This is a genomic window from Lysinibacillus sp. CTST325 (assembly GCF_054665055.1).
Map to the genome: position 1 here is coordinate 502419 of NZ_BAAFHO010000002.1, position 24272 is coordinate 526690.

General features: G+C 37.3%; 28 protein-coding genes and 1 riboswitch. Of the genes, 9 read left to right on the plus strand and 19 right to left on the minus strand.

The annotated features are described in order from the left end of the window. Positions 1-131 precede the first annotated feature (131 nt). Positions 132-2072 carry a GTP-binding protein gene (locus tag ACYQ73_RS07910; RefSeq protein ID WP_460011975.1) on the plus strand — a complete coding sequence of 647 codons (1941 nt, stop codon included), beginning with the start codon at positions 132-134 and terminating at the stop codon, positions 2070-2072. 241 nt (positions 2073-2313) lie between these two features. On the opposite strand, the gene ACYQ73_RS07915 is transcribed toward ACYQ73_RS07910, so the two are convergent. The 5 genes from ACYQ73_RS07915 to ACYQ73_RS07935 form a co-directional block, all read right to left on the minus strand. Next, positions 2314-2655 carry a hypothetical protein gene (locus ACYQ73_RS07915; protein WP_460011976.1) on the minus strand — a complete coding sequence of 114 codons (342 nt, stop codon included), beginning with the start codon at positions 2653-2655 and terminating at the stop codon, positions 2314-2316. After that, complete coding sequence (locus ACYQ73_RS07920) at positions 2589-2918, minus strand: hypothetical protein (protein ID WP_460011977.1); 330 nt, start codon at positions 2916-2918, stop codon at positions 2589-2591. Before ACYQ73_RS07920 ends, ACYQ73_RS07915 begins: the two co-directional genes overlap by 67 nt. Positions 2919-2959: 41 nt before the next feature. After that, the gene (locus tag ACYQ73_RS07925) at positions 2960-3724 is read right to left on the minus strand and encodes a hypothetical protein (protein WP_460011978.1); all 765 of its coding nucleotides are present in this window, start codon (positions 3722-3724) and stop codon (positions 2960-2962) included. Positions 3725-3809: 85 nt separating this feature from the next. Continuing rightward, entirely contained in the window at positions 3810-3938 is a 129-nt protein-coding gene (locus ACYQ73_RS07930; RefSeq protein ID WP_460011979.1) for a hypothetical protein, read from the minus strand. A gap of 30 nt (positions 3939-3968) precedes the next feature. Then, positions 3969-4152, minus strand: a riboswitch (cobalamin riboswitch). 94 nt (positions 4153-4246) lie between these two features. Then, the gene (locus ACYQ73_RS07935; protein WP_460011980.1) at positions 4247-5719 is read right to left on the minus strand and encodes an amidase family protein; all 1473 of its coding nucleotides are present in this window, start codon (positions 5717-5719) and stop codon (positions 4247-4249) included. A gap of 466 nt (positions 5720-6185) precedes the next feature. Here ACYQ73_RS07935 and ACYQ73_RS07940 point away from each other — a divergent pair, with 466 nt between their 5' ends. After that, entirely contained in the window at positions 6186-6623 is a 438-nt protein-coding gene (locus ACYQ73_RS07940; protein ID WP_460011981.1) for a DUF4181 domain-containing protein, read from the plus strand. A gap of 107 nt (positions 6624-6730) precedes the next feature. Here the strand turns inward: ACYQ73_RS07940 and ACYQ73_RS07945 are convergent, their stop codons facing one another. From ACYQ73_RS07945 to ACYQ73_RS07970, 6 genes are all read right to left on the minus strand, one after another. Beyond that, positions 6731-7981, minus strand: a complete 1251-nt coding sequence (locus ACYQ73_RS07945; RefSeq protein ID WP_460011982.1) for a methyl-accepting chemotaxis protein — start codon at positions 7979-7981, stop codon at positions 6731-6733. Between the two features lie 222 nt (positions 7982-8203). Next, positions 8204-9622 carry an aspartate ammonia-lyase gene (aspA, locus tag ACYQ73_RS07950; protein ID WP_460011983.1) on the minus strand — a complete coding sequence of 473 codons (1419 nt, stop codon included), beginning with the start codon at positions 9620-9622 and terminating at the stop codon, positions 8204-8206. Positions 9623-9958: 336 nt separating this feature from the next. Then, the gene (locus ACYQ73_RS07955) at positions 9959-10588 is read right to left on the minus strand and encodes an NAD(P)-dependent oxidoreductase (protein WP_460011984.1); all 630 of its coding nucleotides are present in this window, start codon (positions 10586-10588) and stop codon (positions 9959-9961) included. Positions 10589-10664: 76 nt separating this feature from the next. Then, positions 10665-11075: an Rrf2 family transcriptional regulator gene (locus ACYQ73_RS07960; protein WP_460011985.1), complete on the minus strand. Its 411-nt coding sequence runs from the start codon at positions 11073-11075 to the stop codon at positions 10665-10667. A gap of 113 nt (positions 11076-11188) precedes the next feature. Further along, on the minus strand, positions 11189-11395 hold the full coding sequence (locus tag ACYQ73_RS07965; RefSeq protein ID WP_460011986.1) for a thymidylate synthase: 207 nt from the start codon (positions 11393-11395) through the stop codon (positions 11189-11191). Positions 11396-11440: 45 nt separating this feature from the next. Next, positions 11441-11641 (minus strand): hypothetical protein, encoded by a 201-nt coding sequence (locus tag ACYQ73_RS07970; protein WP_460011987.1) that lies wholly within the window; start codon positions 11639-11641, stop codon positions 11441-11443. 142 nt (positions 11642-11783) lie between these two features. Here ACYQ73_RS07970 and ACYQ73_RS07975 point away from each other — a divergent pair, with 142 nt between their 5' ends. Next, positions 11784-12119: a hypothetical protein gene (locus ACYQ73_RS07975; RefSeq protein WP_460011988.1), complete on the plus strand. Its 336-nt coding sequence runs from the start codon at positions 11784-11786 to the stop codon at positions 12117-12119. Positions 12120-12134: 15 nt separating this feature from the next. Next, positions 12135-12365 (plus strand): hypothetical protein, encoded by a 231-nt coding sequence (locus tag ACYQ73_RS07980; protein WP_460011989.1) that lies wholly within the window; start codon positions 12135-12137, stop codon positions 12363-12365. Between the two features lie 208 nt (positions 12366-12573). On the opposite strand, the gene ACYQ73_RS07985 is transcribed toward ACYQ73_RS07980, so the two are convergent. Together ACYQ73_RS07985 and ACYQ73_RS07990 are read right to left on the minus strand one after the other, a co-directional pair. Continuing rightward, the gene (locus tag ACYQ73_RS07985; protein WP_460011990.1) at positions 12574-13551 is read right to left on the minus strand and encodes a thymidylate synthase; all 978 of its coding nucleotides are present in this window, start codon (positions 13549-13551) and stop codon (positions 12574-12576) included. Positions 13552-13624: 73 nt separating this feature from the next. Further along, positions 13625-14545: a hypothetical protein gene (locus tag ACYQ73_RS07990; RefSeq protein WP_460011991.1), complete on the minus strand. Its 921-nt coding sequence runs from the start codon at positions 14543-14545 to the stop codon at positions 13625-13627. A 208-nt stretch (positions 14546-14753) separates the two neighbouring features. Between ACYQ73_RS07990 and ACYQ73_RS07995 the strand changes: the two genes are divergently transcribed. The 3 genes from ACYQ73_RS07995 (at position 14754) to ACYQ73_RS08005 (ending at position 17982) form a co-directional block, all read left to right on the plus strand. After that, positions 14754-16946, plus strand: a complete 2193-nt coding sequence (locus ACYQ73_RS07995) for an ATP-binding protein (protein WP_460011992.1) — start codon at positions 14754-14756, stop codon at positions 16944-16946. Continuing rightward, entirely contained in the window at positions 16939-17562 is a 624-nt protein-coding gene (locus ACYQ73_RS08000) for a response regulator (RefSeq protein ID WP_460011993.1), read from the plus strand. Before ACYQ73_RS07995 ends, ACYQ73_RS08000 begins: the two co-directional genes overlap by 8 nt. Positions 17563-17781: 219 nt before the next feature. Beyond that, complete coding sequence (locus ACYQ73_RS08005; protein WP_053592785.1) at positions 17782-17982, plus strand: cold-shock protein; 201 nt, start codon at positions 17782-17784, stop codon at positions 17980-17982. A gap of 68 nt (positions 17983-18050) precedes the next feature. Here the strand turns inward: ACYQ73_RS08005 and ACYQ73_RS08010 are convergent, their stop codons facing one another. Together ACYQ73_RS08010 and ccsB are read right to left on the minus strand one after the other, a co-directional pair. Beyond that, positions 18051-18482, minus strand: coding sequence for a hypothetical protein (locus ACYQ73_RS08010; RefSeq protein WP_460011994.1), 432 nt, complete (start codon positions 18480-18482; stop codon positions 18051-18053). An 11-nt stretch (positions 18483-18493) separates the two neighbouring features. After that, positions 18494-19663, minus strand: a complete 1170-nt coding sequence (gene ccsB / locus ACYQ73_RS08015) for a c-type cytochrome biogenesis protein CcsB (RefSeq protein ID WP_460011995.1) — start codon at positions 19661-19663, stop codon at positions 18494-18496. 335 nt (positions 19664-19998) lie between these two features. Here ccsB and ACYQ73_RS08020 point away from each other — a divergent pair, with 335 nt between their 5' ends. Next, positions 19999-20736 carry a class I SAM-dependent methyltransferase gene (locus tag ACYQ73_RS08020; RefSeq protein ID WP_460011996.1) on the plus strand — a complete coding sequence of 246 codons (738 nt, stop codon included), beginning with the start codon at positions 19999-20001 and terminating at the stop codon, positions 20734-20736. A gap of 56 nt (positions 20737-20792) precedes the next feature. On the opposite strand, the gene ACYQ73_RS08025 is transcribed toward ACYQ73_RS08020, so the two are convergent. Both ACYQ73_RS08025 and ACYQ73_RS08030 read right to left on the minus strand, forming a co-directional pair. Then, positions 20793-21188, minus strand: a complete 396-nt coding sequence (locus ACYQ73_RS08025) for a GNAT family N-acetyltransferase (protein WP_460012316.1) — start codon at positions 21186-21188, stop codon at positions 20793-20795. 89 nt (positions 21189-21277) lie between these two features. Continuing rightward, positions 21278-21772, minus strand: coding sequence for a GNAT family N-acetyltransferase (locus ACYQ73_RS08030; RefSeq protein WP_460011997.1), 495 nt, complete (start codon positions 21770-21772; stop codon positions 21278-21280). Between the two features lie 541 nt (positions 21773-22313). Here ACYQ73_RS08030 and ACYQ73_RS08035 point away from each other — a divergent pair. Then, positions 22314-22868 (plus strand): GNAT family N-acetyltransferase, encoded by a 555-nt coding sequence (locus ACYQ73_RS08035; protein ID WP_460011998.1) that lies wholly within the window; start codon positions 22314-22316, stop codon positions 22866-22868. An 81-nt stretch (positions 22869-22949) separates the two neighbouring features. Here ACYQ73_RS08035 and ACYQ73_RS08040 read toward each other — a convergent pair whose 3' ends face one another. Continuing rightward, a complete protein-coding gene (locus tag ACYQ73_RS08040) occupies positions 22950-23504 on the minus strand; it encodes a histidine phosphatase family protein (RefSeq protein WP_460011999.1) in 555 nt (184 codons plus the stop codon). Between the two features lie 11 nt (positions 23505-23515). Further along, a complete protein-coding gene (locus ACYQ73_RS08045) occupies positions 23516-24142 on the minus strand; it encodes a hypothetical protein (protein ID WP_460012000.1) in 627 nt (208 codons plus the stop codon). Positions 24143-24272: the final 130 nt, after the last annotated feature.

The following is a 24272-nucleotide window of genomic DNA, read 5'->3' on the forward strand; positions in this document are numbered from 1 at the left end:
CCTAAATAGACATCGAAGTAATCTTTTCCCAATATAACAGGCATAGCACAGTCATTTATATTTACTCGTAATCTTGTAGGGTAATTCTGTTACAATATTGATAAATGAATGAATAGAAACGAGGATTTTTTATGCATGTAACAATTGGGGTACTTGCTCACGTGGATGCAGGAAAAACAACATTTTCCGAGCAGTTACTTTTTCATACAAACAGTATTCAAGCCCGTGGACGAGTGGATCACCAGGACACATTTCTAGATAATCATGAGCTGGAGCGTCAGCGAGGCATTACCATTTTTGCAGAGCAAGGTCGCATGACGATTGGGAATGATACATATACGTTAATCGATACACCCGGTCACGTAGATTTCTCTCCAGAGATGGAACGTGCCATTCGGGTTATGGATTATGCCATAATTATTGTTAGTGCGGTTGAAGGGCTGCAAGGTCATACGGAAACAGTATGGCAACTTTTACGCCAATATCACGTCCCTACCTTCTTCTTTATCAACAAAATTGACCGTGAAGGGGCAGATGTTGAAGCCGTTATGGCACAGCTTCAAAAGGATTGCTCTGAGAATGTCCTATTCGTAGATGAACCGCTCCGTTCAGACTATGTTTCAACTCACATGATGGAGTGGCTTGCTGAACGTGACGAAAAGCTTCTCGATGATTTTCTTAATGAGACTTTGGATAGCTCTAGCTGCCTTACTCATTTACATACGATGATTAAACAGGAAAAAGCCTTTTTATGTTTTACTGGCTCTGCCTTAAAAGATATTGGGATAAAGGAATTCTTAGCACAGCTCCCCCTACTTACAGAGACACATTTTAATAACAATGCACCGTTCCAAGGTGAAGTGTTTAAAATTCGTCATGATGGGCATCAACGCGTAACTTTTATCAAGGCATTGCAAGGAACGTTACATGTGCGTGATGAGTTTTCATTTGGTGATGTGACAGAAAAAGTGACTGAGATTCGGCTATACAATGGCAGCCGTTATGTAACAGTTCAAGAGGTCGAGGCTGGGGAGATTTTCGCAGTAAAAGGGATTAGCGAAGCAAACATCGGCGATATCATTGGGTATTCAGGTAACCTGCAGCCCTATGAGTTAATACCAACTTTGCAGGCAAAAGTACAATATACGGGCGATCAGCACATAAAGGAAGTTTTAAAAATTTTCCGCACACTTGAAGCAGAAGAACCATCATTACGTGTGCTATGGCATGAAAAATTTCAAGAAATTCATGTACATATTATGGGTGTCATCCAACTCGAAGTTCTTATCGACGTGCTGAACAAACGCTTCTCGCTAGACATTTCATTTAGCGAACCACAGATTTTATATATGGAAACGATCGCAACAACGGTGACAGGCTATGGTCATTTCGAGCCATTAAAGCATTATGCAGAAGTACATTTATTGATGGAGCCAAATACACGCGGTATTGGCAATACATTTGTCAATGCATGTCATGCGGATGATTTATCGGTTGGACATCAACGACTCATTGAAAAACATTTATTCGAGCGCGATCACCATGGGCTGTTAACCGGATTCCCCGTGACAGATGTTCGCTTCACTCTCTTAACAGGACGCGCACATATTAAACATACAGATGGTGGCGACTTCCGAGAAGCAACATTCCGAGCATTACGGCAAGGGCTGGAGCAAGCAGAAAATGTATTACTTGAGCCATATTACCACTTTAAGCTAAAAGCACCTAGTGATTTTATCGGCCGCATGATGACCGATATTCAACAAGCTGCTGGTACATTTGACGCACCAATCTTAACTGAACATGATGCGATTATAACTGGTCGTGCCCCTGTCGCAACATTTATGAGCTACAGTACAACCTTTGCCGCCTACACCAATGGTAAGGGCGTACTTTCTCTACAATTTGATGGCTATGATGTGTGTCACAATACAGAAGACATTATTGCACAAATTGGCTACGACAAGAATGCCGATCCCGAATATACATCTTCTAGTATTTTTTGTGCAAAAGGCAAGGGCTACTCCGTTCCATGGCATGAAGCGCAAGCGGCGATGCATTGTATTGACTGAATTCATAAAAGCAGGACATGATTTTGATTTGTTTTATCAAAATCATGTCCTGTTTTTTATGTTTCGTAATGATTTACTATGCCATCGCGGTTGATCTTTCGCTTCCATGGGGCTTCGACTTCGCGCTGGTTTTGCATTCCCTTCGCGGGTATTCGCTCTGCTTCCGCGGGTATTCTGGCTCCGCGCGGGTATTTACTCTCCTTCCGCGGGTATTCTGTCCGCGCGGGTATTTGGTCTGCTTCTACGGGGCTTCGACTTCGCGCGGGTTTTGCATTCCCTTCGCGGGTATTTGTCCTCCTTCCGCGGGTATTCGCTCTCCTTTCGCGGGTATTCTGGCTCCGCGCGGGTATTTACTCTCCTTCCGCGGGTATTTGCCTTCCTTCCGCAGGTATTCGCTCTCCTTTCGCGGGTATTCGCTCTCCTTCCGCGGGTATTCGCCTTCCTTCCGCGGGTATTCCACTCTCTTCCGCGGATATTTACCTTCCTTCCGCGGGTATTCTGGCTCCGCGCGGGTATTTACTCTCCTTCCGCGGGTATTCTGGCTTCGCGCGGGTATTTTCCTTCCTTCCGCGGGTATTCGCACTCCTTTCGCGGGTATTCGCCTTCCTTCCGCGGGTATTCCACTCCCTTTCGCGGGTATTCGCTCTCCTTCCGCGGGTATTCTGGCTCCGCGCGGGTATTTACTCTCCTTCCGCGGGTATTCTGTCCGCGCGGGTATTTGGTCTGCTTCCACGGGGCTTCGACTTCGCGCGGGTTTTGCATTCCCTTCGCTGGTAGTCCACTCTCTTCCGCGGATATTTGCCTTCCTTCCGCGGGTATTCCACTCTCTTCCGCGGGTATTCGCACTCCTTCCGCAGGTATCCATCTTCACCCAGCACGATTTTAATTCACAAAGCTTGTACTGTTTTCTGTGACTGCTTGAAAATGCGATGTGAAGGGTCCACAACAACGTAGCTATGGGAATTAGAAAAATCAATTAAAACCTTGCCAGGTCGACTTTTCAAAAGTTGTAAATTATCAATTAATTCCAGCAATAGTTCATGACCTTTACCACGTGGGTGCCAGTTTAAATGATATTCATTTAATTCTTTCACAGCTTCTAAAAATTGATGATACTCGCGCTCTACAAAATTAATCAGTTGTTTGTTTTTATGAGCTACCTGTGATAGATCCTCTAAATATGTTTCATAAAAGCGCATTACTATCGAGCACAATAAATCATTGACCCGGGCAGCACTTAATATTGGCTTAGGAGCTTGGGATAGTCGCTCTAAATTTGGTTTTGCACGAGTTGAATCAATGCGTGTAATTAAATGATAATGCTCGCCATTCACCTCATAGACAATTGGATTTGTCGGCATATACATCATAAAGCTATTTGTTTTTGTTTTAAGCTGATCTGTTATATTCTCCTTTGCAAAAAGGTGCCCATTAATATTTTCATTTTGAATCCAAATAATATCTTTGTTATATAAAATTTGCTCAAATAATCGTTCGTTACTAATAAGATTGCTAGCTATTAATTGATCGACAAGTGATTCTATAACCATTCTTGTTGTAGCTTTTTTAGTAATTTCAGTGCGTGGCTGCTTACAAATTTTCATATCTAAATAATGCGATTGCTGTGCTGTACATACATGAATATTCGTCATACGTGCATCCTCTTTTCGTACATATTTTCAAAACGGAAGTCATCATAAAAAAAGGATTTCCTATTAAGCGAGGAAATCCTTCATTCTATCTTTTTCGTTCATCATATAATGTCAAACAATGCCCAAATATGAAAGAATTAGCTTGATAGCAAATACCTTCTTTTATCTTGGGCGTTTGACGTACAGTGACGAACAGAGCATTCTGTTTTGTCAACATGCCACCTCCTATTCCTCGTAGGGTTTTGGTGTGTACTCATAATAGGCAGGTATCCTGACTTATGGTCATCGCTACTTTTCTCCTTCCCGTCGTTAAACAGTGGTCTATGAAAAGTCGCTCACATTTACAGTTGCGGGACAGTGTCGGATTTGCACCGACTTCCCTTTTAAGTAAATTGCACGCAATTTACACCTATTACTCCACGCTATTCAGTTGTCAAGAAACTGGGAAATACCAGATTTCTTACTATTAATAGTAAAGTACTGTATTTTTAAAGTCAATTGAGGCAGTTAGATATTTTAAAACTACTCACTCAACTTCGGGGCTTTTCGGAATTTAGTTGCTTGCTCAAATGAAAATGCAAGTTTAATTAGTACATCCTCACTAAATGCAGTTCCTGCGAAAGTTATGCCAAACGGTCTCCCATTTTTCATATACCCTGCTGGGACGGCAATAGACGGATATCCAGCTTTTGCACTAATTGTCGAACCTATATAGGATGGAAAGATAATCGCATCTAATTCATATTTTTTTAATGTATAGTCGATTCCTTGTTCTTGAGAAAAATACACATCTTCTAGCTTTGCATTAATATATTCAGAATCTCTTAATGTGTTCGATAATTTCTCTCTCGATTCCAATTTATCCTGACCATATTTTAACGACTTTCCTTTTGAACGTTTATTAAATTCGATTAACTCAGAGATAGAATGGACAGCCATGTGGGAAGGTAGATTTACAAGGAAATTATTTAAACTATGCTTTAATTCGTATTGCGGTACTCCCCATTTCCAGTCTCTATGAAAAGAAGGGATTTCGATGTCTTCAATAATATCGGCTCCTTGCTCTCCTAAAACCTGAATGGCATTATTAAAAAGTGTTTCGTCATATTCCTCTGAGTCATAATAAGCTTTTGAAGCATTATTATAAACACCAATTCTAGCACCAATTAATCCTGTGGCATCTAAAAAACTGGTGTAATCCTTATATAACTTTCTTTCGCTTCTATATGTAGCGACGTCGTCTTGATCTACTCCTGTTAATACGCCCAATAAAATAGCTGCATCTGTTACTGATCTAGCCATTGGCCCTGCTGTGTCTTGAGAGTATGTAAACGGAATAATGCCCTGTCGACTAATGAGCCCAACTGTCGGTTTTATGCCAACTACTGAATTTGTAATAGCTGGACTTAATATCGAGGCGTCTGTCTCAGTTCCAATTGATAAAACAGAAAAGTTCGATGCAACTGCTACTGCTGAACCCGAACTGGATCCTCCCACATAAAGTTCTGGATCGCCATAAGGATTTAGTGTTTGTCCACCTCGAGAACTATAACCCGCCCACATCGTACTCGACATAGCGTTTGCTAATTCAGTCATATTTGCTTTCCCTAAAATAACAGCCCCTGCTTCACGAAGCTTTTTTACTAGAAAAGCATCCTGCTTGGCTATATAATTTTCCAATGCTATTACGCCTGCACTAGTGTGCATAAAATCTTTCGTTTCGATATTATCTTTTAAAACTACTGGAATTCCGTGTAGAGGTCCTCTAACCCCTTTTGTAAGTCTTTCCTCATCTAATGCTTCAGCAATAAATATCGCTTCAGGATTAATTTCAAGCATCGAATTTATCTTCTGTCCGCCTTGATCATACTTAGCAATTCTGTGTAAATAATACATAGTAAATTCTTTTGATGTTATATCACCATTTACCATAGCTGCCTGAATATCGATTACTGACAATTCTTCTTTTAGAAAACTATTAAAATTTATCTCCATTCACATTCCCTACCCTTCTTTCAAAATTATACCATTAAAATAAATTTATACCTAAAACATATATGAATTTCAAAGTCTCCTCAGGCTTACGTGTTTGCATATAAATCTTGAAGCACGCTCCTTTGTAACCGGTAATTCCGTTTGTCGCACACTCTCCAATTAATTACCAAATAATGTTCTGCTGTGCTACACTCTCTATACAGATAAAATTTTCAGTTAATTTAGAAATGGGTGGGATCGGAATCATATGAAGAAGCTTAGAGGCATTTGGGGTGTCACAATGTGCATGTACGGCGTGTCTTTATATATCAAATATTTTCAAAAAGTCAGTGAAGGATGGAATATAACTCTTCATGTTTTATCAGGAAGTTTATGTATTATAGGAATTTCATTAGTTGTTCAAGCAATAAAAATGCATAAATAATCTAGAACTACTATCTCAAGAAAAGATGAGGTTGAGAGGTGAATGAAATTGATTAATAGTAATATCGAATTTGAAACATTAATACTTTTTCTAATTGCGCTTGTTTTAGTAATTAGTATTTTTGGATTTGTCATTAGAAAGCTGTTAGGTGTCGAGAGAAAGAAATGGTTTTCTTATAATCACCTTAACGATAGACATAAAAAAATAGATTGGTCTGTACGAATAATTTTTACGATTCTATTTTTAATTAGTTCGTATTATATGATTGACAATGATACTGTTGGAATTCCTTGGTATTTCGAAACATGGTTTATCTTAATTGTCTTTTTAATAATGTCTGAAATGTTACGAGCATTAATGGAATGGAAATACGCGGAAAATAAAAGAGATTTTGTTGCTACTATCGCAGAAATGATGTTTATGATTAGCATAGTATTTTTGACGATAACAACAGATTTTTTCGGCTTATTTAATAGTTAATGTCGAAACTTTTAGCTAATCAATGCATCTGATAAAAAAATGGCTATTTCGCAGAAAAATTATTCATGCAAAATAGCCTTTTTTTATGAGTAAATTATTTCTTGCAATTATTGTCCACTAAATCTTTGTGTAAGCTTTTGTAAATTTTCAGCTTGTACACATAAGTCTTGCGACACTACCATGTTGACCGCTTGCATGGAGGCACTTTGCTCATCAACAGACTGCAGAATGACCTCTGTATAATTAGATAAGCTATCCATTCCAGTTGCGATTGTCGATACTAAATTTGTAACCTCATTCGCGCTACTTGAAAGCTCTTCAGCTGTTGCGGAAATATCCTCAAGTTGGTTTGTCATTTTGTTAACATGCTGAGAAATCGTACCGAATGACTTTGTAGCCTCATCAATGACATAGACGCCCTGTTGAACGTTTTTCAAGTCCTCTTCGACAGCGGAAGCTACTTGTTTTGTATCGATTTCAATACCAACAACTAGCTCGACAATTTGAATAGCCGAATGCTTAGATTGCTCCGCCAATTTTCGAACTTCCTCTGCTACTACTGCAAAGCCTTTACCATGCTCTCCAGCACGCGCTGCTTCAATTGCTGCATTTAATGCTAACAAGTTCGTTTGATCTGTAATAGCTGTAATCATGTCTGTCATAGACTTGATATCTGTCATTTTACCTGATAATTGCTGCATCAATTCGCTTGTTTTTTCAGTAGAAGTTGAAATAAACTCCATTTGATTTTTAGCTACGTGTAAAATTTCCGCCCCGTTGCCTGCAATGTCATTTGCTTCTTTTGCATGATCAAATACATCTTGCGTTGCCACGGTAATACGTTCAATGCCATCAGCAGTTTCCTGCATAGCAATAGCACTTTCATTTGCAGATTGTGCTGCTTTCTTAAGACCTTCAGTCGTATTCTCCATTTGTGAATCAACTTCGTTAACTGCATCAGTAATTTCATTTGTACTTGCTGATAGCTCCTCTATGCTCGCTGATAAATCTGTAGAACTACTCGCAATTTTTTGTGTCATCGTATGTAATTGTTCCTTCATCTTTAAAAACGCTTGAGCTAAGTCTGATATCTCATCATTGGAATTAATTTCAATCGGAGCAGTACTTAAATTTCCATCAGCAATTGCTTGAGCGGATTCAGCTAATTGATTAATAGGCTTAATAATTCTAAATTTCACATAGAAAATACACGATAATGTCATAGTAATTCCTATTACTGTTAATAAAGTGGATAGCCATTTTAATGAAGTTAAATTTGCTAGGTCTATAATTAAAATAACACCCATAAGAACATTTAAAGTAGAAAAGCAAATTATACTTCTTTTCCGTAAACTCATACTAAATTCCTCCAACTATAATATTATTCCAACGTAGTTATTATAGTTTAATTCTCCTGAAATTCATAGAAAAAAGACCAACTTTTGTAAGTATAATGATATATATAAGAGAAAGTACTTTCGTAGCATCCAAAAAACATGTGTCAATCAAGATGACATCAATAATAGTTTTTACAAAAACATAAAAGCACTTTGCATTAGACAAAGTGCTTTCATCATAAATTATTTTAATTTCATAATACTTGATCCGGCAATACCTGGATGTGTCATCTCATATGGATCTAGAATTAAATCTAATTGTTCTTTCGTTAGGACGCCGTCTTCAATGCAAAGCTCACGAATTGAACGACCAGATAAAATTGCTTCACGCGCAATTCGAGCAGCTACCTCATAGCCAATATGCGGGTTCACTGCTGTTAATACACCAACGCTTTTTTCCACATATTCTTTCATGCGGTCTTCATTTGCTTCAATATCCTTCAAGCAATTTTGTGTAAATGCTCGGAACACGTTATTCATAATGCTAATTGATTGAATTAAGTTAAAGACAAGCACAGGCTCCATAACGTTTAATTCTAATTGTCCTGCTTCAGATGCTAAAGAAATCGTATGATCATTACCAATTACTTGGAATGCCACTTGGTTAAGAACCTCTGGCATAACCGGATTTACTTTCCCTGGCATAATAGAAGATCCAGGTTGACGAGCTGGTAAAATGATTTCCCCTAATCCAGCACGTGGACCAGATGCCATTAAACGAAGGTCATTAGCGATTTTCGAAATATTAATCATACAGATTTTTAATGCGCCTGATACTTCTGTATATGCATCCGTATTTTGTGTTGCATCCACAAGATGTGTAGCGCCTTTAAGCGGTAATCCTGATATTTCAGCAAGATGGACATCAACTGATTGAATATAGTCAGGAAATGCATTTAATCCTGTACCAACAGCTGTTGCTCCCATATTTACATCATATAAATTTGGGCGAGTTTGGCGAATACGTGCAATATCACGAGTGATAACACGGCAATATGCTTCAAATTCTTGCCCTAATCGAATCGGTACAGCGTCTTGTAAATGCGTACGACCCATTTTAATAACATGCGCGAATTGCTCCGCTTTTTGGTGGAACACCGCTTGCATGTTTTCCATTGTAAGAAGTAGTTCATCTATCAAATTCAACACAGCAATATGAATAGCTGTTGGGAAAGCATCGTTTGTTGATTGTGACATATTAACATGGCTGTTTGGGCTAATTGTTTTGTAGTCGCCTTTTTCTTTGCCCAAAATCTCTAAGGCACGGTTAGCAATAACCTCGTTGGCATTCATATTAATAGATGTGCCCGCTCCACCTTGGATTGGGTCAACGATAAATTCAGCATCCCACTCGCCATCAATAACTTCTTGTGCAGCCTCGACAATTGCATCTCCGATTTCTGTTGAAAGTAGGTGTACCTCCATATTACTCAAAGCAGCTGCTTTTTTTACAATACCCATTGCTTTAATAAGAGCAGGGTGGATTGTATATCCTGTAATCGGGAAGTTTTCAGTAGCACGAAGCGTTTGAATCCCGTAATAAGCATTGCTTGGTAATGCACGTTCACCTAAAAAGTCTTTTTCTATACGTTGTGTGGACATAATTGTCGTCTCCTTTTATGTAATCCTCACACTTGATAGTAGCTAATTAATGCAGTATTGTAAACAGTCATTTGTCTGGAAAATGAAAATTTCACAAACTGAGCACTACTATTAGCATTAATGACCAGAAAATACAGCTTATAAAAGAAGATTTGATGCAAAGATTAAGTAAAGATCTCAAGAGAGTTGAACCAAACTAGTCAACTCTCTTGAAAACTGCACCAAACACACTTAATTAAAAAACTTGATTCATTTATAGCTGTTAATAAAGTATTAATAAATACTCCATCTGCTATACCTTTCTCACTAAAAAAAGTTATTACATCGATTTAATCCTTATTGATTAGAAGAAACTGTAAAACGGCTGTTAACATGCTTTGGATTTTCAATTTCATCTAATACCGCAACAGCATAATCTGCATAGCTAACATAACTTTCACCAGCAGCATTTACTAATAAATGATCTTCTCCAGTAGTATAGCTACCTGTACGTGGACCTTCTGGATCAAAGAAAGCAGATGGGCTTAAAAATGTCCAAGTAATAGTTGATTGTTGTAAGTCACGTAGATTTTTACCTTGGTTTTTAGCTGTCGCATAAAACATTTCTGGAAAATCTGGTGTATCCATTACGCGTACAGTTTTTTCTGGGTCTACAAACAGACTACCCGCACCACCGACAACAACTAATTTTGTTTGAATACCTGTGAAAATATCAATTAAATGACGGCCAGTTTTCACATGTAATTCCTCTTGACCAAAAGGAGCCCCAAATGCATTTACGACTACGTCAAAGCCTTTCACATCTTCTTGAGCTAATTCAACAACATCCTTTTCAATTACTGGCATATTCGCTGTTATTTTTGAAGCTGAACGAACAATCGCAGTTACATCATGACCACGTTGCAGTGCTTCCTCTACAATTTTTTGTCCTGCTTTCCCAGTTGCACCAATTACCGCTATTTTCATACTTATAATTCCTCCTAGTTTTCATTTGTAACCATTTTAGTTACAGGTTGGATACAAAAGACCGACTTCGTTGTTGTTAACGAAGTTGATCTAGCACATCCTGTAAAGTTTGTGCTTGTAGTTGTTCTTCCATTGCATGCCAAACAGATGTATAAACACCCTCCAATGTCCGTTGGATTTTTCGACCAACCGCACATGCTGGATTTGGCTCATCATGAATCGCAAAAAGCTGCTCTGGCCCATCAATCGCATGGTAAATGGCTAATAGCGTTAAATCTTTTGGCTCCACTAATAGATCATAGCCTGCAATTCCTGGCTGTGACGTAAGCAAGCCCGCTTTTTTAAGCACCCCAATCATTCGTCGCACGACAACTGGATTTGTATTCACACTACCTGCGATGAAATCAGACGTCAGCTGGCTTTTATCAGATGTTGTTGCAATGAGCGAAAGTATATGGATCGCTACCGAATATCGACTGTTCACCATATGTATCACCACCTGTTGTAACTATTATAGTTACAGGTTTAAATAAAAACAAGCAAATTGCTTTATTTGCACCCGTATTTATTTTTTTCCGTTTTCACAGTATTATACGATAATTATAATTGCTTTACGTAAATAACTAATTCTTGTCGTAGTTCCCCATCTTCCTCATAAAAGTCTAAGTTATGAAATTCATACTTAAAATGACCAATTGGAAACGTCACACTCTCTCCTTGTGCCGCAGCCAATATGCCTGCCACATCATGTGACACCATTTGCAAAAGCTCTGTACCTAAAACCGAATCTACAAAAATCACGTTCATAATAAAACACCTCCTCAGCTATTATAGCTCAGAAGGCGCTTACATTTATAGTCTTTCTTTATAACGCTCCAGTCGAATTTCCTCAATGACTTGCATCATTTTATGTATTTGCTCCTGTGTTAATTTTGAAGAGATGTGTGGTAGCTCATGTTGATGAATAATTTCCTCTTGTTGTTGAGGAGTATTGGTCAGCAAGTTCGTCCTTAAACGCTGCTCACACTCTCTTCCGTCTATTTGAAAAATCAACGATCTCCTCACATCATTCACCTCTAAATTTTTATTAGGACTTCCAGATTAAAACTTATATCGGTAAAATTTTCATGAATTTAAATATCCTTCATATATAATTCTATAGGATTTAGCTCTAAATAAATTAAGGATCTCGCTTTTGGCGGTAGTATCCAGCGGTTTGATGGTTCTTTCCGTCGTTTTGCCTCTGCTTTCCGTCGCTCGGCCGGTTCTTTCCGTCGCTTTGACTCTTCTTTCCGTCGATTGGGCGGTTCTTTCCGTCACTCTGATCTCTTTCCGTCGTTTTGCCTCTGCTTTCCGTCGCTCGGCCGGTTCTTTCCGTCACTTCGACTCTTCTTTCCGTCGATTGGACGATTCTTTCCGTCACTCTGATCTCTTTTCGTCGCTTGGCTTCTGCTTTCCGTCGCTCGGCCGGTTCTTTCCGTCACTTCGACTCTTCTTTCCGTCGATTGGGCGGTTCTTTCCGTCACTCTGATCTCTTTCCGTCGTTTTGCCTCTGCTTTCCGTCGCTCGGCCGGTTCTTTCCGTCACTTCGACTCTTCTTTCCGTCACTCTGATCTCTTTTCGTCGCTTGGCCTCTGCTTTCCGTCGCTCGGCCGGTTCTTTCCGTCACTCTGATCTCTTTCCGTCGTTTTGCCTCTGCTTTCCGTCGCTCGGCCGGTTCTTTCCGTCACTTCGACTCTTCTTTCCGTCGATTGGGCGGTTCTTTCCGTCACTCTGATCTCTATCCATCGTTCTGATTCTTTCCGTCACTTCGACTCTGCTATCCGTCACTCTGAGATCTTCCCGTCGCATTGCCTCTAGCATCTATCGCTCTGACTACTATTCCACGCTCCGCCAGTTCTTTCCATCGCCCCAACGCTTCTACTCGATGCTTCGTAGTTAGTTCGCTTTAAAAAAACAGCAACCAAAACGGTTGCTGCTTCAGTTTAAACGGCAATTGGAGCTTTAATTGTTGGGTGTGGATCATAGCCCTCAATAGAAAGATCTTCGAGTTCTATGTCAAAAATTGACGTTTTATTTGGATTAATTTTTAAGGTTGGTAGGTCCTTAGGCTCGCGTGAAAGCTGTTCTTTTACTTGCTCCACGTGATTTAAATATATATGAGCATCCCCAATGCTATGAATAAATTCGCCAACTTCTAAACCACATTCATGTGCAATTAAATGTGTCAGTAATGCATATGAGGCAATATTAAATGGACAGCCTAATAATGTATCTAGGCTTCTTTGCATTAGCTGACAGCTTAATTTTCCATTTGCGACATAAAATTGGAACATTACGTGACAAGGAGGTAATGCCGCTTTACTGCCTTTTGCTCCTGCATTGATAACATCCTCTGGATTCCATGCATTGACAATAATGCGTCGTGAATCTGGATTGTGTTTGATTTGATCGATTACATCTTGCAATTGATCAATGCTTTCCCCTGTTGATGTTGTCCAATTACGCCATTGCTTGCCATAAACATTACCTAGCTCTCCGTATTTATGTGCAAATTCATCGTCTGTTAAAATACGCTCACAAAATGAAGATAACTCTTTTTTGTAGTCCGCATTGAAAGACTTATCCACTAAGCAACGACGTCCAAAGTCTGTCATATCTGGACCTGAATATTCATCGGACTCAACCCATTTTTTAAAAGCCCATTCATCCCAAATATGATTATTATTTTGCAGTAAATAACGAATATTTGTGTCCCCTTTAATGAACCAAAGGAGCTCACTTGCTACGAGTTTAAAAGGTACACGTTTAGTCGTTAATAGAGGAAAGCCCTTGCTTAAATCAAATCGCATTTGATAACCAAACACACTATATGTACCAGTACCTGTACGATCTTCCCTTTTAACGCCATTCTCTAATATATGTTGTAGTAAATTTAAGTACGCGATTTCTGGATGCGCCATGTTAATCAACAGCTCCTTCAAGTATGATGTTGACCATTATACCATCAAGGACGTCCAAAAATAAAAACAATATTTACATATCTGAGCCAAAAGAATTGTTTTCTAGCTCTTTTGAGATTTCACTCTCAATTGTGAAAAAAAACGTTGGTAACAAAATAATATTAAATAAAATCGGAACAATAATTAGTAAAAGATCCATCCCTGGGGAAAAATAGAGACTAAAAGCAGTCAGTAACCCTGATATGACTAGAAATACAATTTGCACACCGATAATCATTAACGGAATGATTTGGTACATATAGTTAAGCTTTCGGAACTGATGCATGTTTTCTGGATCTTCTATAATTCTCTTTTTTAAACGTCTTGATAAAATTATACAGGCGATAAGCTGTGCAATAATAAAGCTAAAATAAATAACACTATGTAGAACCATTTTCCATTTCATAACCGTGCCATTAAAATGTCCTACCCGCTGCTGTAGTAGCTTGTTGACCACTCCCTCATAAACATATTCCTGCTTACTAAAATTAGTGGGCGGTTCCACAAAGCCGAGCGCTGCCCAATTCTTTGAGTTGGCTTCCCAGTCGATTAATTTGCTTGCCAAAATGCGTAATTGAATAGCATCATTTTCACCAAACATTCCTACTAAAAAAGTATATGGTATCGCTACCTTCATTTGCCCATTTTGTTTTTCATTAATTAAATCTTTAATGGAAAAAGTATACGTAACATCTGTCTGGTGAGCTTCATAACGAGAATCCCCGATCTTCCAATGACTTTCTAAGGAAGATTCAATATTATTCTTCATCTCAGCATACGACGTATCATTATGTAAATGCTTAGGAATCTTATAGACAAAACGATTGTCAGCCCCAATAATGCAAACATCAACTTTAACCGCATCATTTTCAAAGTTCTTAGCGATTATTGTCTTCGGGTACGACATTATGACGACTAAAAAAAAGAGGATTAGTGGCAATCCTTTCTTTTTCATGCAACGCTCCCCCTTTTCGTCACATATGCTAGATTTACATTATCATGGGCTACACCGAAAAAACTACTTCGTTATTCCGAAAAAGCAATAGTGGTTTTCCGAAACACCTTATTTCGGTATTCCAAAATTACCAAAAATTATGGATAATAAATAGGTAATTAAGATTGAAATGGGGCAATATTATCATGCAAATAGTTGAGAGAAAACGATGAGTAAATGGACATATAGTATTTTCATAGCTTACCTACTCCTCGGTATTTATGTGCTCGTAGTGGCAATGCGAATCCCTTTAATTGGTATTTCAGTGGACACAACTAGCCAAAAACCGGTCATGACTGAGTTCTATTACTCAACATGGGCACAGCAAAATAACATTGAAAAAGGCGATCTTTTACTGACAATCGATGGCAAGCCTGCAGAGAATGTTCGTTCAATCCAACTCAATTCTATAGCTAGAGGTGCCAAGGAACTAACATTTATGAAGCCTAATGGTGATATTCACACTGTTTCAGTTAAGCACGAAGATATACCGGAAGAATTATATTTTCAAATTATTTTTCCACTTTTTTATTTTGTCTTATCTTTTGGCGTCGCCATCTATTTATGGCAAAGAAATAAAGATAATCAACTAACTAGTCTACTAACATTATTTTTATTAACTTGCTCATTGGCTTATATAAGTGTAGGAGCCTCATGTAGAGGAAATCTAATTGGATCATTCGTAATAACTATTGGTATCGTTTTATGCATCGTGCTTTTTATTCACTTTTTACAATTTTATTTCCATTATCTGCGTATAGAATGGCAGTACCTCAATACTAAGTGGTTTTATTTATTACTACTATTGATATCTTGCTGTGATTTCATACAAATAGTTAATTCTGACTTCAGGGCAATAGCTTCAATAATTAATTTAGGAATATTTGCTGTACTTGTTCTCTATGCCATCTATATTTTACTAACGAGTTATTTACGAACTAAACTGGCAAAAATCCGTCTGATTAGCATTGCATTTATTACGCCTTTTTTGCCGTTTTTACTGTTTTTCGTTTTACCCCAAATTTTAGGTCAGAAACCTGTTTTACATGGTGAGATAGTTGCATTATTTTTATTGTTTATTCCTTTTTCTTTTATTTTCATTCAAGTGAACGAACGATTATTCGATATTGAATATCAATTATCTCGTTTGCGCTATTATTCAACACTTGCTTTTTTTAGTGCATTAATATTAACTACAGCCATTACCATTATGTTAATTGATACATTATCGATTATTCAAATTACGAGTGTCTTTATACTTATATTCCTCGTTATCATTGCTAGTTTCTATATAAAAGAGCAGCTTGATTTTAAGTATCGAAAGATTATTTTTTCTTCTACTGGCAATTATGTACATAATTTATATGCTGCCGTTAATCGTATGGGTAAGGCAAAAGATCAGCAAGAATTATTGGATCAATTCAAATATGAGATAACGGAAAAGCTTGGTACTATAGCTTTTACGATTACAACAATAACGGAAGATACGCCATTCACTCGCGGTGAAGTCAACATAGGGAATCACGTGACTCACCTGTTATTACATGATACAGGTGAAGAAAAAATCATGTTAAACATTCGACAAGCATTACAAAAAGAAGAGCTTCTTTGGTTGGAGTTACTTGCCCTCTATGTTTCGATGTTTATTGATAATTTAAAGCTCATTGAAGATTTAGTATGTGAAATAAGTCTTATGAAAGATAACAATGATACACAGCTTCCTTGGCTCGATAAATTATTATGGAATATCATTGAAAAGGAAAAAAGTATTTTAGCGCAGGAATTACATGACACTATATTACAGGAACAACTTCATTTAGGGAGAGAGTTAGATGTAATTGCTAGCTCGCCTATTATCAAAAAGGAAAAGGTATTGGATATTCGAGAGCAATTGCTAAATGCATCGAAGGATTTACGTGAGTATTGTGAAAATCTAAGCCCCCCATTACTTGACACATTTGGGCTTCAAATCGCCTTAAAAAAACTGATTCAAAAGGTGAAAATACGGGCCGACTTTTTATTAAACGCCCAAATAGAACGTGTCCAATTTCAAGATGCAACCTTACATTTAGTCGTCTATCGGCTTGTGCAGGAGCTTTTAAATAATGCCATTAAGCATGCCGATGCCACTGAAGTTTCACTAAAACTACAAGTGATCAATTGCGGCTTTATTCTTGAATACGAAGATAATGGTATTGGCTGTGATATTGACGATTTAATGCAATCTTCAGCTTCAATGGGCATTAACGGTATTCGAGAACGAGTCCGTGCCTTTAATGGAGACATCACCATAACCTCCAGTCATAATGAAGGAATGCAAATATTTATTCAAATACAAGAGGACGTGGAATCATATGATTGATATTCTTATTGTAGATGACCATCCTGTCGTTTTAGATGGTACAAAAACATTATTACAGGATTTAACAAATGTTCGGATAGACACAGAGCAGGATAGTGCCGCCGTTTTGTCTAGAATGGATGTTCAAGCTTTTCAATTATTTTTAATCGATATAAATATGAAGCCAATCAATGGCATCCAACTTTCAGAAATGATTAAGAAAAAGCAACCAGAAGCACTGATATTACTCTACACAGGCTATGAGCTTTCCGATTATTACGAATTACTTATTGAAAAAAAGGTCGATGGACTTTTATCTAAGCTTGCCACGAAACAGCAAGTTATTCAAACCATTGAAGCCGCACTAAGAGGCGAGATCCTGTTAGCAGCTGATTTTTTAGATTTTGTACAGCAGCGCATCAATTTACCAAATATGCAAGAGATTTTACTTAGCGATAAGGAGCAAGAAATATTACAGCTTGTCGCACAAGGTTGTACGAATAAAGCAATTGCTTCAGCCATTGGGGTCACGCAGCGCACCGTTGAAAACTATTTATCCAAACTTTTTGTTAAGCTAAACGTAGAATCACGTGCAGAGGCCGTAATTGTCGCTAAAGAGAAGGCATGGATCAACTAATTATATTGAAAATAGACTAAATGTAAATTTTTTCTTACTAAAAGCGGAATATACTGGATAAATATCTGGTACTGTTATATAATAAAAACAATAATTACATTACTTCATCTTAGCCGTTAAAATCACGTATTCAAAAGTAATACGCGCTTTTGAATACGTGATTTTTTTGCAAGCGATCGAAGCAATATGATTGTTTAATTTTTTTGGGAGGTTGTTCACATGACACAAGGTACAGTAAAATGGTTTAACGCAGAAAAAGGTTTTGGCTTTATCGAAGTAGAAGGTGGAAATGATGTATTCGTACACTTCTCTGCCATTCAATCAGATGGCTTTAAAACTTTAGAAGAAGGCCAAAAAGTAGAGTTCGGCGTAGAAGAAGGTAACCGCGGACCACAAGCAACTAATGTTGTAAAGCTTTAATTTCAGCTTTAGAATAAACAGTGCAAAATACAAGAGACATCCAAATTATGGATGTCTCTTTTTTACGGTTATTTTATTTGTACAGCTTCAGATTTTGAAAGATAGCCTATCATATTCAACGTTCCAATATAAAATGGATAACACAAGAGCATTGCAAAAAGAATTAACCCTTGTGCGGGCGCAGGCATATCTCCCTGATAAGTGATTGGATATACACTAACAAACATAAAATTGAATAGCGCTGTATACGGTAGCCACAAAATTGTTGTCCAATAGACCAATCGACGATGCGCTATCCACTTAAATGTTAGCTTATATAGTACAATAGTTAATACAACAAAACCAACTCCATGTACAAGTAATGCTATCATATCGAAATATTGACCTTCCCACCCCGTGAGCCTCATAATGCGATAATAATTTACTTGCATTTCAAGAGAAATAAAGAACATTAACCCATATAACATGCTCACTACATTCAATTTAAGAAAATATTTCATTTACAACATCCTTACGCGTAAGAATGCAAACCTGCAATGACTAAATTTACAAATACTTGATTAAACACGATAATGCCGAAGCCAATAATCGCTAACCAAGCTGTCCTTTCCCCTTCCCAGCCTTTGGAAAGACGGAAATGAAGGAAAGCGGCATAAAATAAAAATGTAATAAGTGCCCATACTTCTTTAGGGTCCCAGCCCCAGTACCTACTCCAAGCAATCTGAGCCCAAATCATGGCAAACAAAAGTCCACCTAAAGCAAACAACGGAAAACCTATAACAACAGCTCGATATGTAATTTCATCCATTAATGCTGGTTGTACACGATTTGTTAATGGCTTTAATAAAACAATTAACGGTCTTCTCGTAATGAGGAAAATCACAGCATATAAAATCGTACCGACGATAAATGCCCATACGATAGAATTTAATTTCTTCGCATCTATCTTATTTGAAATCTGCAAAATGCCAGCCTGATCCCCACTAGATGTTACTGCATCTTTATTGACAATCAGCGGTGTCATCGTATAAACGGCTGTTTCTACCTTATCTAGCTTGTTTTCAAATTGAACCTCGACTTTATCTCCTGCTACGTTAAAATATGTGGCCACGCCGATAAAGCCAATTACGACAACTAAATAATACAGAACAATTTCCAAGAAGAGTGCACTAAGCGAGAATTTAGAAACATTTAATGTTCTTAATAAATATATAATACCCGTTGCGAACGAAATCGATAAAATAGCACTTGAAAATGCAACTGTCATAACATGAATCGTTAACCAATTGCTTTGCAGTGATGGAACAAGTGGTGAAACCGTTTTTGTAAAAACGCTTCCATACCCTAAAATAAGTAATGACACAGGGATGGTAAACAAACCTACTACAATTTGCTTATATAAAAAATGAATGATCAAATAGCTACCAGTAAGCATGATGCCAAAGAACGTCATAAACTCATACATATTACTTACAGGTGCATGATCAACGGCAATCCACCTTAATATGAAATAAACTAGCTGTAAAGCAAAAGCAATATATGTAAGTAGAAGCCCGACTTTTCCAAACATTTTTCCTTTTGATTTCACGGCAAGCCCAATCGGTATAATGGCGATTAATAGTAAAATAAATGCCACGAACAATGAATTACTACTTAAACTTAATAATGTATCTTTACTCAATGCAACATCCTCCAATGTATTTTTTGGGAAACCGCATAATTACCCCCAATAAAAATAACGTCATTCATTAAAATAAGTGCCATCATTCCCCTTTAAATATTTTTATTTTTCGTAATTGTTACAATTTTACGACATATAAAACGTCAGTAAAAGACATCCTCATGTTAAAAAACCATCTATACAACCCGATAGATGGCGAATTACAAAAGTTGGCATGTCTATACCTACATCTTACTAAAAATTGAAATAAAAGTCTATTTCTTTCGAGGTGGTTATGTGACAATAAATATGCGCAAATGTTACATAACGTTATGTAAGACAAGTGGAGGTTTACTATGAAACAAAATATTTATGACCATGCTGAATTTTTCCGTCAATATAAAAAGTTACGCCAAGCACCATACAACTTCAATAACTTGCTTGAACAGCCAGCGTTAAAATCTTTGCTTCCTAATTTAACCCATTTACAAATACTTGATATTGGCTGTGGAATGGGAGAATTCGCGCACTATTGTATAGAAAACAACGCAGACCATGTAACGGCTATTGATGTTTCAAAAAATATGCTGGCAATTGCTCAACGTGAACATGCGCATCAAAATATAGACTACTATTTGCAAGCAATAGAAGATTATCATGCAGAACCTAATAGTTTTGACTGTATAACAAGCTCTCTTTCCTTGCATTATATAAAGGATTTTAGTGCAGTGGTTGGTAAAATTGCGAGGATGCTTCGCCCGGATAGCGTTTTTGTTTTTTCTGTAGAGCATCCGATTGTTACAGCTCGTAATACATTGGAGGATAATTGGCTTTATGACGACAGCGGTAATAGGAGCCATTACGCAATTGACCATTACCATGATGAGGGCTTGCGTGAGCGAACATGGCTTGTGGACGGTGTTGTTAAGTATCATCGTAGCATGTCGACAATCATCAATACATTAATCGCAAATGGCTTAACGATAGAAAAAATGCTAGAGCCGCTTCCTGATTCAGAAGCCAGTCAAAAACTGCCTTCCTTAGAAAATGAGCATCGTCGCCCTTCCTTTTTATTAATACGCGCAAGAAAATAAGCTTTCATAGTTGCAAGTCTCGTAGCAGTACCCTACTGCCCGAGACTTGCCTTTTACTACTTTAATTTCACATAAATAATTTCTGGATCGCCTTCGTCTAAGTTTTCAATAAATCCACTTTTTATAAATCCCGCCGTTTCAAATACTTTATGCATACTAGCATTTGATTGGTTAGTAGAAGAAAAGATTTTTGGAGTGGTAGACTTCTCTACATAAAAATCTAATAATGCTGTGGCAATGCCCTTTCTTCTCTCAGATGGCTTAACAATAACTAATGAAATGAAACTATTGTCAAAAAAGTCATTCGTAAAAATAAGAAAGCCTGCAATCCCTTTTCCACTTTGTTGAATGATACAACGCTTCTCATTAATTGCAGTATGCAAATATGCCCTTCTCGAAAAATCTCCAATTACTTCTTGATCAATCCTACATATTTCATCGAAATGGTCCATTCGTGCTTCCAGCAATTCTGTTCACCTCATTCTTTTATAGCTAAATTCATGGTTGTACGACAAAAAGATTTTTCTAAAGCACACCATTTCTAATCAAGTTTTTCTCTATCAATATTACCCATGTAATAATTCATCACTTTAATCTTCTCCCTGAACCCTTTTGCCAACCTTCCTTCATCGATAAATCCGCATTTTTTATAAAGTGACTGTGCGGCAACATTCGGTAGATTAACCCCTAATACAAGCTCATTGATATTTGGGAAATGCTGCAAAACGAAGTCCGGCAAAAGCCGTAATGCCCCTTTCGCATATCCTTTCCCTTGTTGATAAAAGTCTGTCGAAAAGGCACGGATTAAAATTGCGTGTTCATTTGAGGAATATGGCTGAACACCCTCTTTTTCATGTAACACAAAGAAGGTCACGAGCTTGTCTTGATCTATTACAAGAATGGCATGACGATTCTTGTCCAGCTTCACTAGTTCAATGCTCTCTTGCGGAGACATCGTATAGCGGAGCTGCTCCTCTGTGATCGTGTATCGTTCAATTAAGTGAGCATCATTTTCTTCATAAAATTTTAATCTCATAGAAGCTCTCCTTTTCATCTTTAGTCCTCGTAATCTACCTAATTAACCTCCCCTTCTTTCTTCTTTAGATTGGTCTAGGCACAGTTGATTCTCTTCATAATATATTGAACAAATGACAAATATAATGTATTCTAACATGATTTAGAAATTTATTGTGGAGTAGGTGTAAATTTTGGAATTATTAGAGAGAGCTTCAAAGCGAAAAGAAACTGCCATGCTCATTCTAGAAGAATTGGAACTACTAGAAAAATGGAATACAATTGGTCAATCTTATGTTGGCGGTACCAGGAAGCTTTGCTTTGCGCGAAAGCGAAGCGTCAGCAATAAAGCGCTCAGTCGGAACGGAATTCACCCCCACGTTTTGGAGATGAGCATCTGAAATATTTGTTTCTACTAATTACCAAAAATGCTACTATAATGATATCTAAACTAAAGGAGTTGGGCATATGAGTGCAGAAATTGCAGTAGATGTTTGTTTATACAACAAATAATCCAAGGGATGTAAACTCTAACTGCAGCCCTTGAACAAGGGAGAAAACAAATGGAAAATTATTTTAAAGAATTTCTTACAGGACAATCTATTACTTTACAGCAAATGACTTCCTCCGACTTGGAAGCATTTGTGAAAGTCGAAAGTGAAAAGAATACGTTGTTACTTGCCAATGACGATATTCCCTTTCCAAACACCTTTGAGGATCATGCTTCATTCTTTCAAAGTATAAGTGGAAAAAAAGAGGAGTTTATCTTCGGTATATTCGAAAAGTCGTCAAATGAGCTTATCGGCTCCTGCGGTGTCTATGGAATCAACTGGAAAAACAGTACTTGCTTTGTAGGTATCTCAATTGGCGAACAATGGCACGGCAAAGGGCTTGGAACGGATGCCATGAAAACTCTTATTCATTTTATTTTTAATTATATTTCCATTAATAAAATTAAGCTTCAGGTTTTCAGTTTTAATAAAGGAGCTATTCGTTCCTATGAAAAATGTGGCTTTACAAAAGAAGGTTCTCTACGAAATGAGATTTTCCGCTTCGGTCAATTTCATGATGTAGTTTTATTTGGTCTATTACGAGAAGACTGGATTAAAATAGGATAAGCAATTTCCCGCAGGTGGTGGAAATACTTCGGCTTTCTCGATAAAATGAAGCAAGGGGCTGTCAATAGACAGTCCCTTCTTCTATTCTTCCCAAATTCTTTGAACATTACTTAATGCTAAATCTTGAAATGTTAGTTGATACACATCAGGCATTGAGAGTTTCTTCCAAAATGTGTGATCATAATGCACATCAAAGTAATGCATCATTAAGACCATAATATTGCCATGTGTACCAATCACTATATTGTCATTTGGATGTGTAAGTATAATTTTTTGCAAGGTGGTAATAGCTCGTTCCTTTGCGGTTTCATTGGATTCTCCACCTTCAAATGCGAAATTCGGATGACGCCATACTTGATGAATGGCAGCGTCAAAATCAAGCAAATTTCCATTAGATAGTATTCTTTCTTTAAAAGAATCAATCGTTTTTATTTGTAGTTTATGTTCCTGTGCTATGCTCTCCACCGTCTGAACGGCTCTTTTATATGGACTTGAATATATCGTATGGATATCTTTATTTTCAAATAATCTAGTAACACGATCCCTATCCTCAAATCCTTTACTAGAAAGCGGCCGATTGTACTCATCAGCGTTATAGTGAGAATGCGCGTGTCTTACAAAATATATTACAGTCATTATAGTTCCCCTTATTTTTCTTCAGATTTTGCCTTCTTTTCTTTTATATAATTGTATAGATCAACCTTCCACATACCATCCTCTTTTAATAAGGCATATGTCTTGAGGTAGTGCGAGCTTCCGAAAATTATCTCTAATTGAACAATTGCTATACTTTCAGTGCTAGATTCTTTATTCAAAGAAATACTATCGTAGTATCTGTACATTAAATAATTCTGTATATCCTCATCTAATAAATAATCTATATACTCTGCTTTAAAGGTTTCTTTATCTGGAAGTTCATTGTTATTGTAGGTAATTGCATAGAGTTTATCGAAATTATGCTCAAATATTGAATTCATCATAATTAACACCATTTCCTCTGGTGTAAAAGTCTTTAGACTATTAATATTCCCTTTTTTTAAGAAATCTTCATATAAAGCTCTTTTTTCCTCTAACAATTTCTCTAAATATGTAAAATCATAATGCTTATCAATAGTTGGAGGCGTTTGTTTTGATTCTTCCACGTGTTGAACGGAATGGGTAGTAACCACCGTTGATTCTGAAGATTCTCCTGCTTTTGTTTTCTCTTCTGAACATGCTAATAACATTAAACTAGAAACGATCATAATGCTTAATAATGACAACCTTAACTTCAACACCATAACCTCCCCCTATCATATCAATTATGCAAACTCTATTTACCCATCTTTCAATTTATTTCGAAAATTCTCAACATTATCAACCGACATGAAATCTCCTCAATAACAAACAACAAAGAAGTTTATT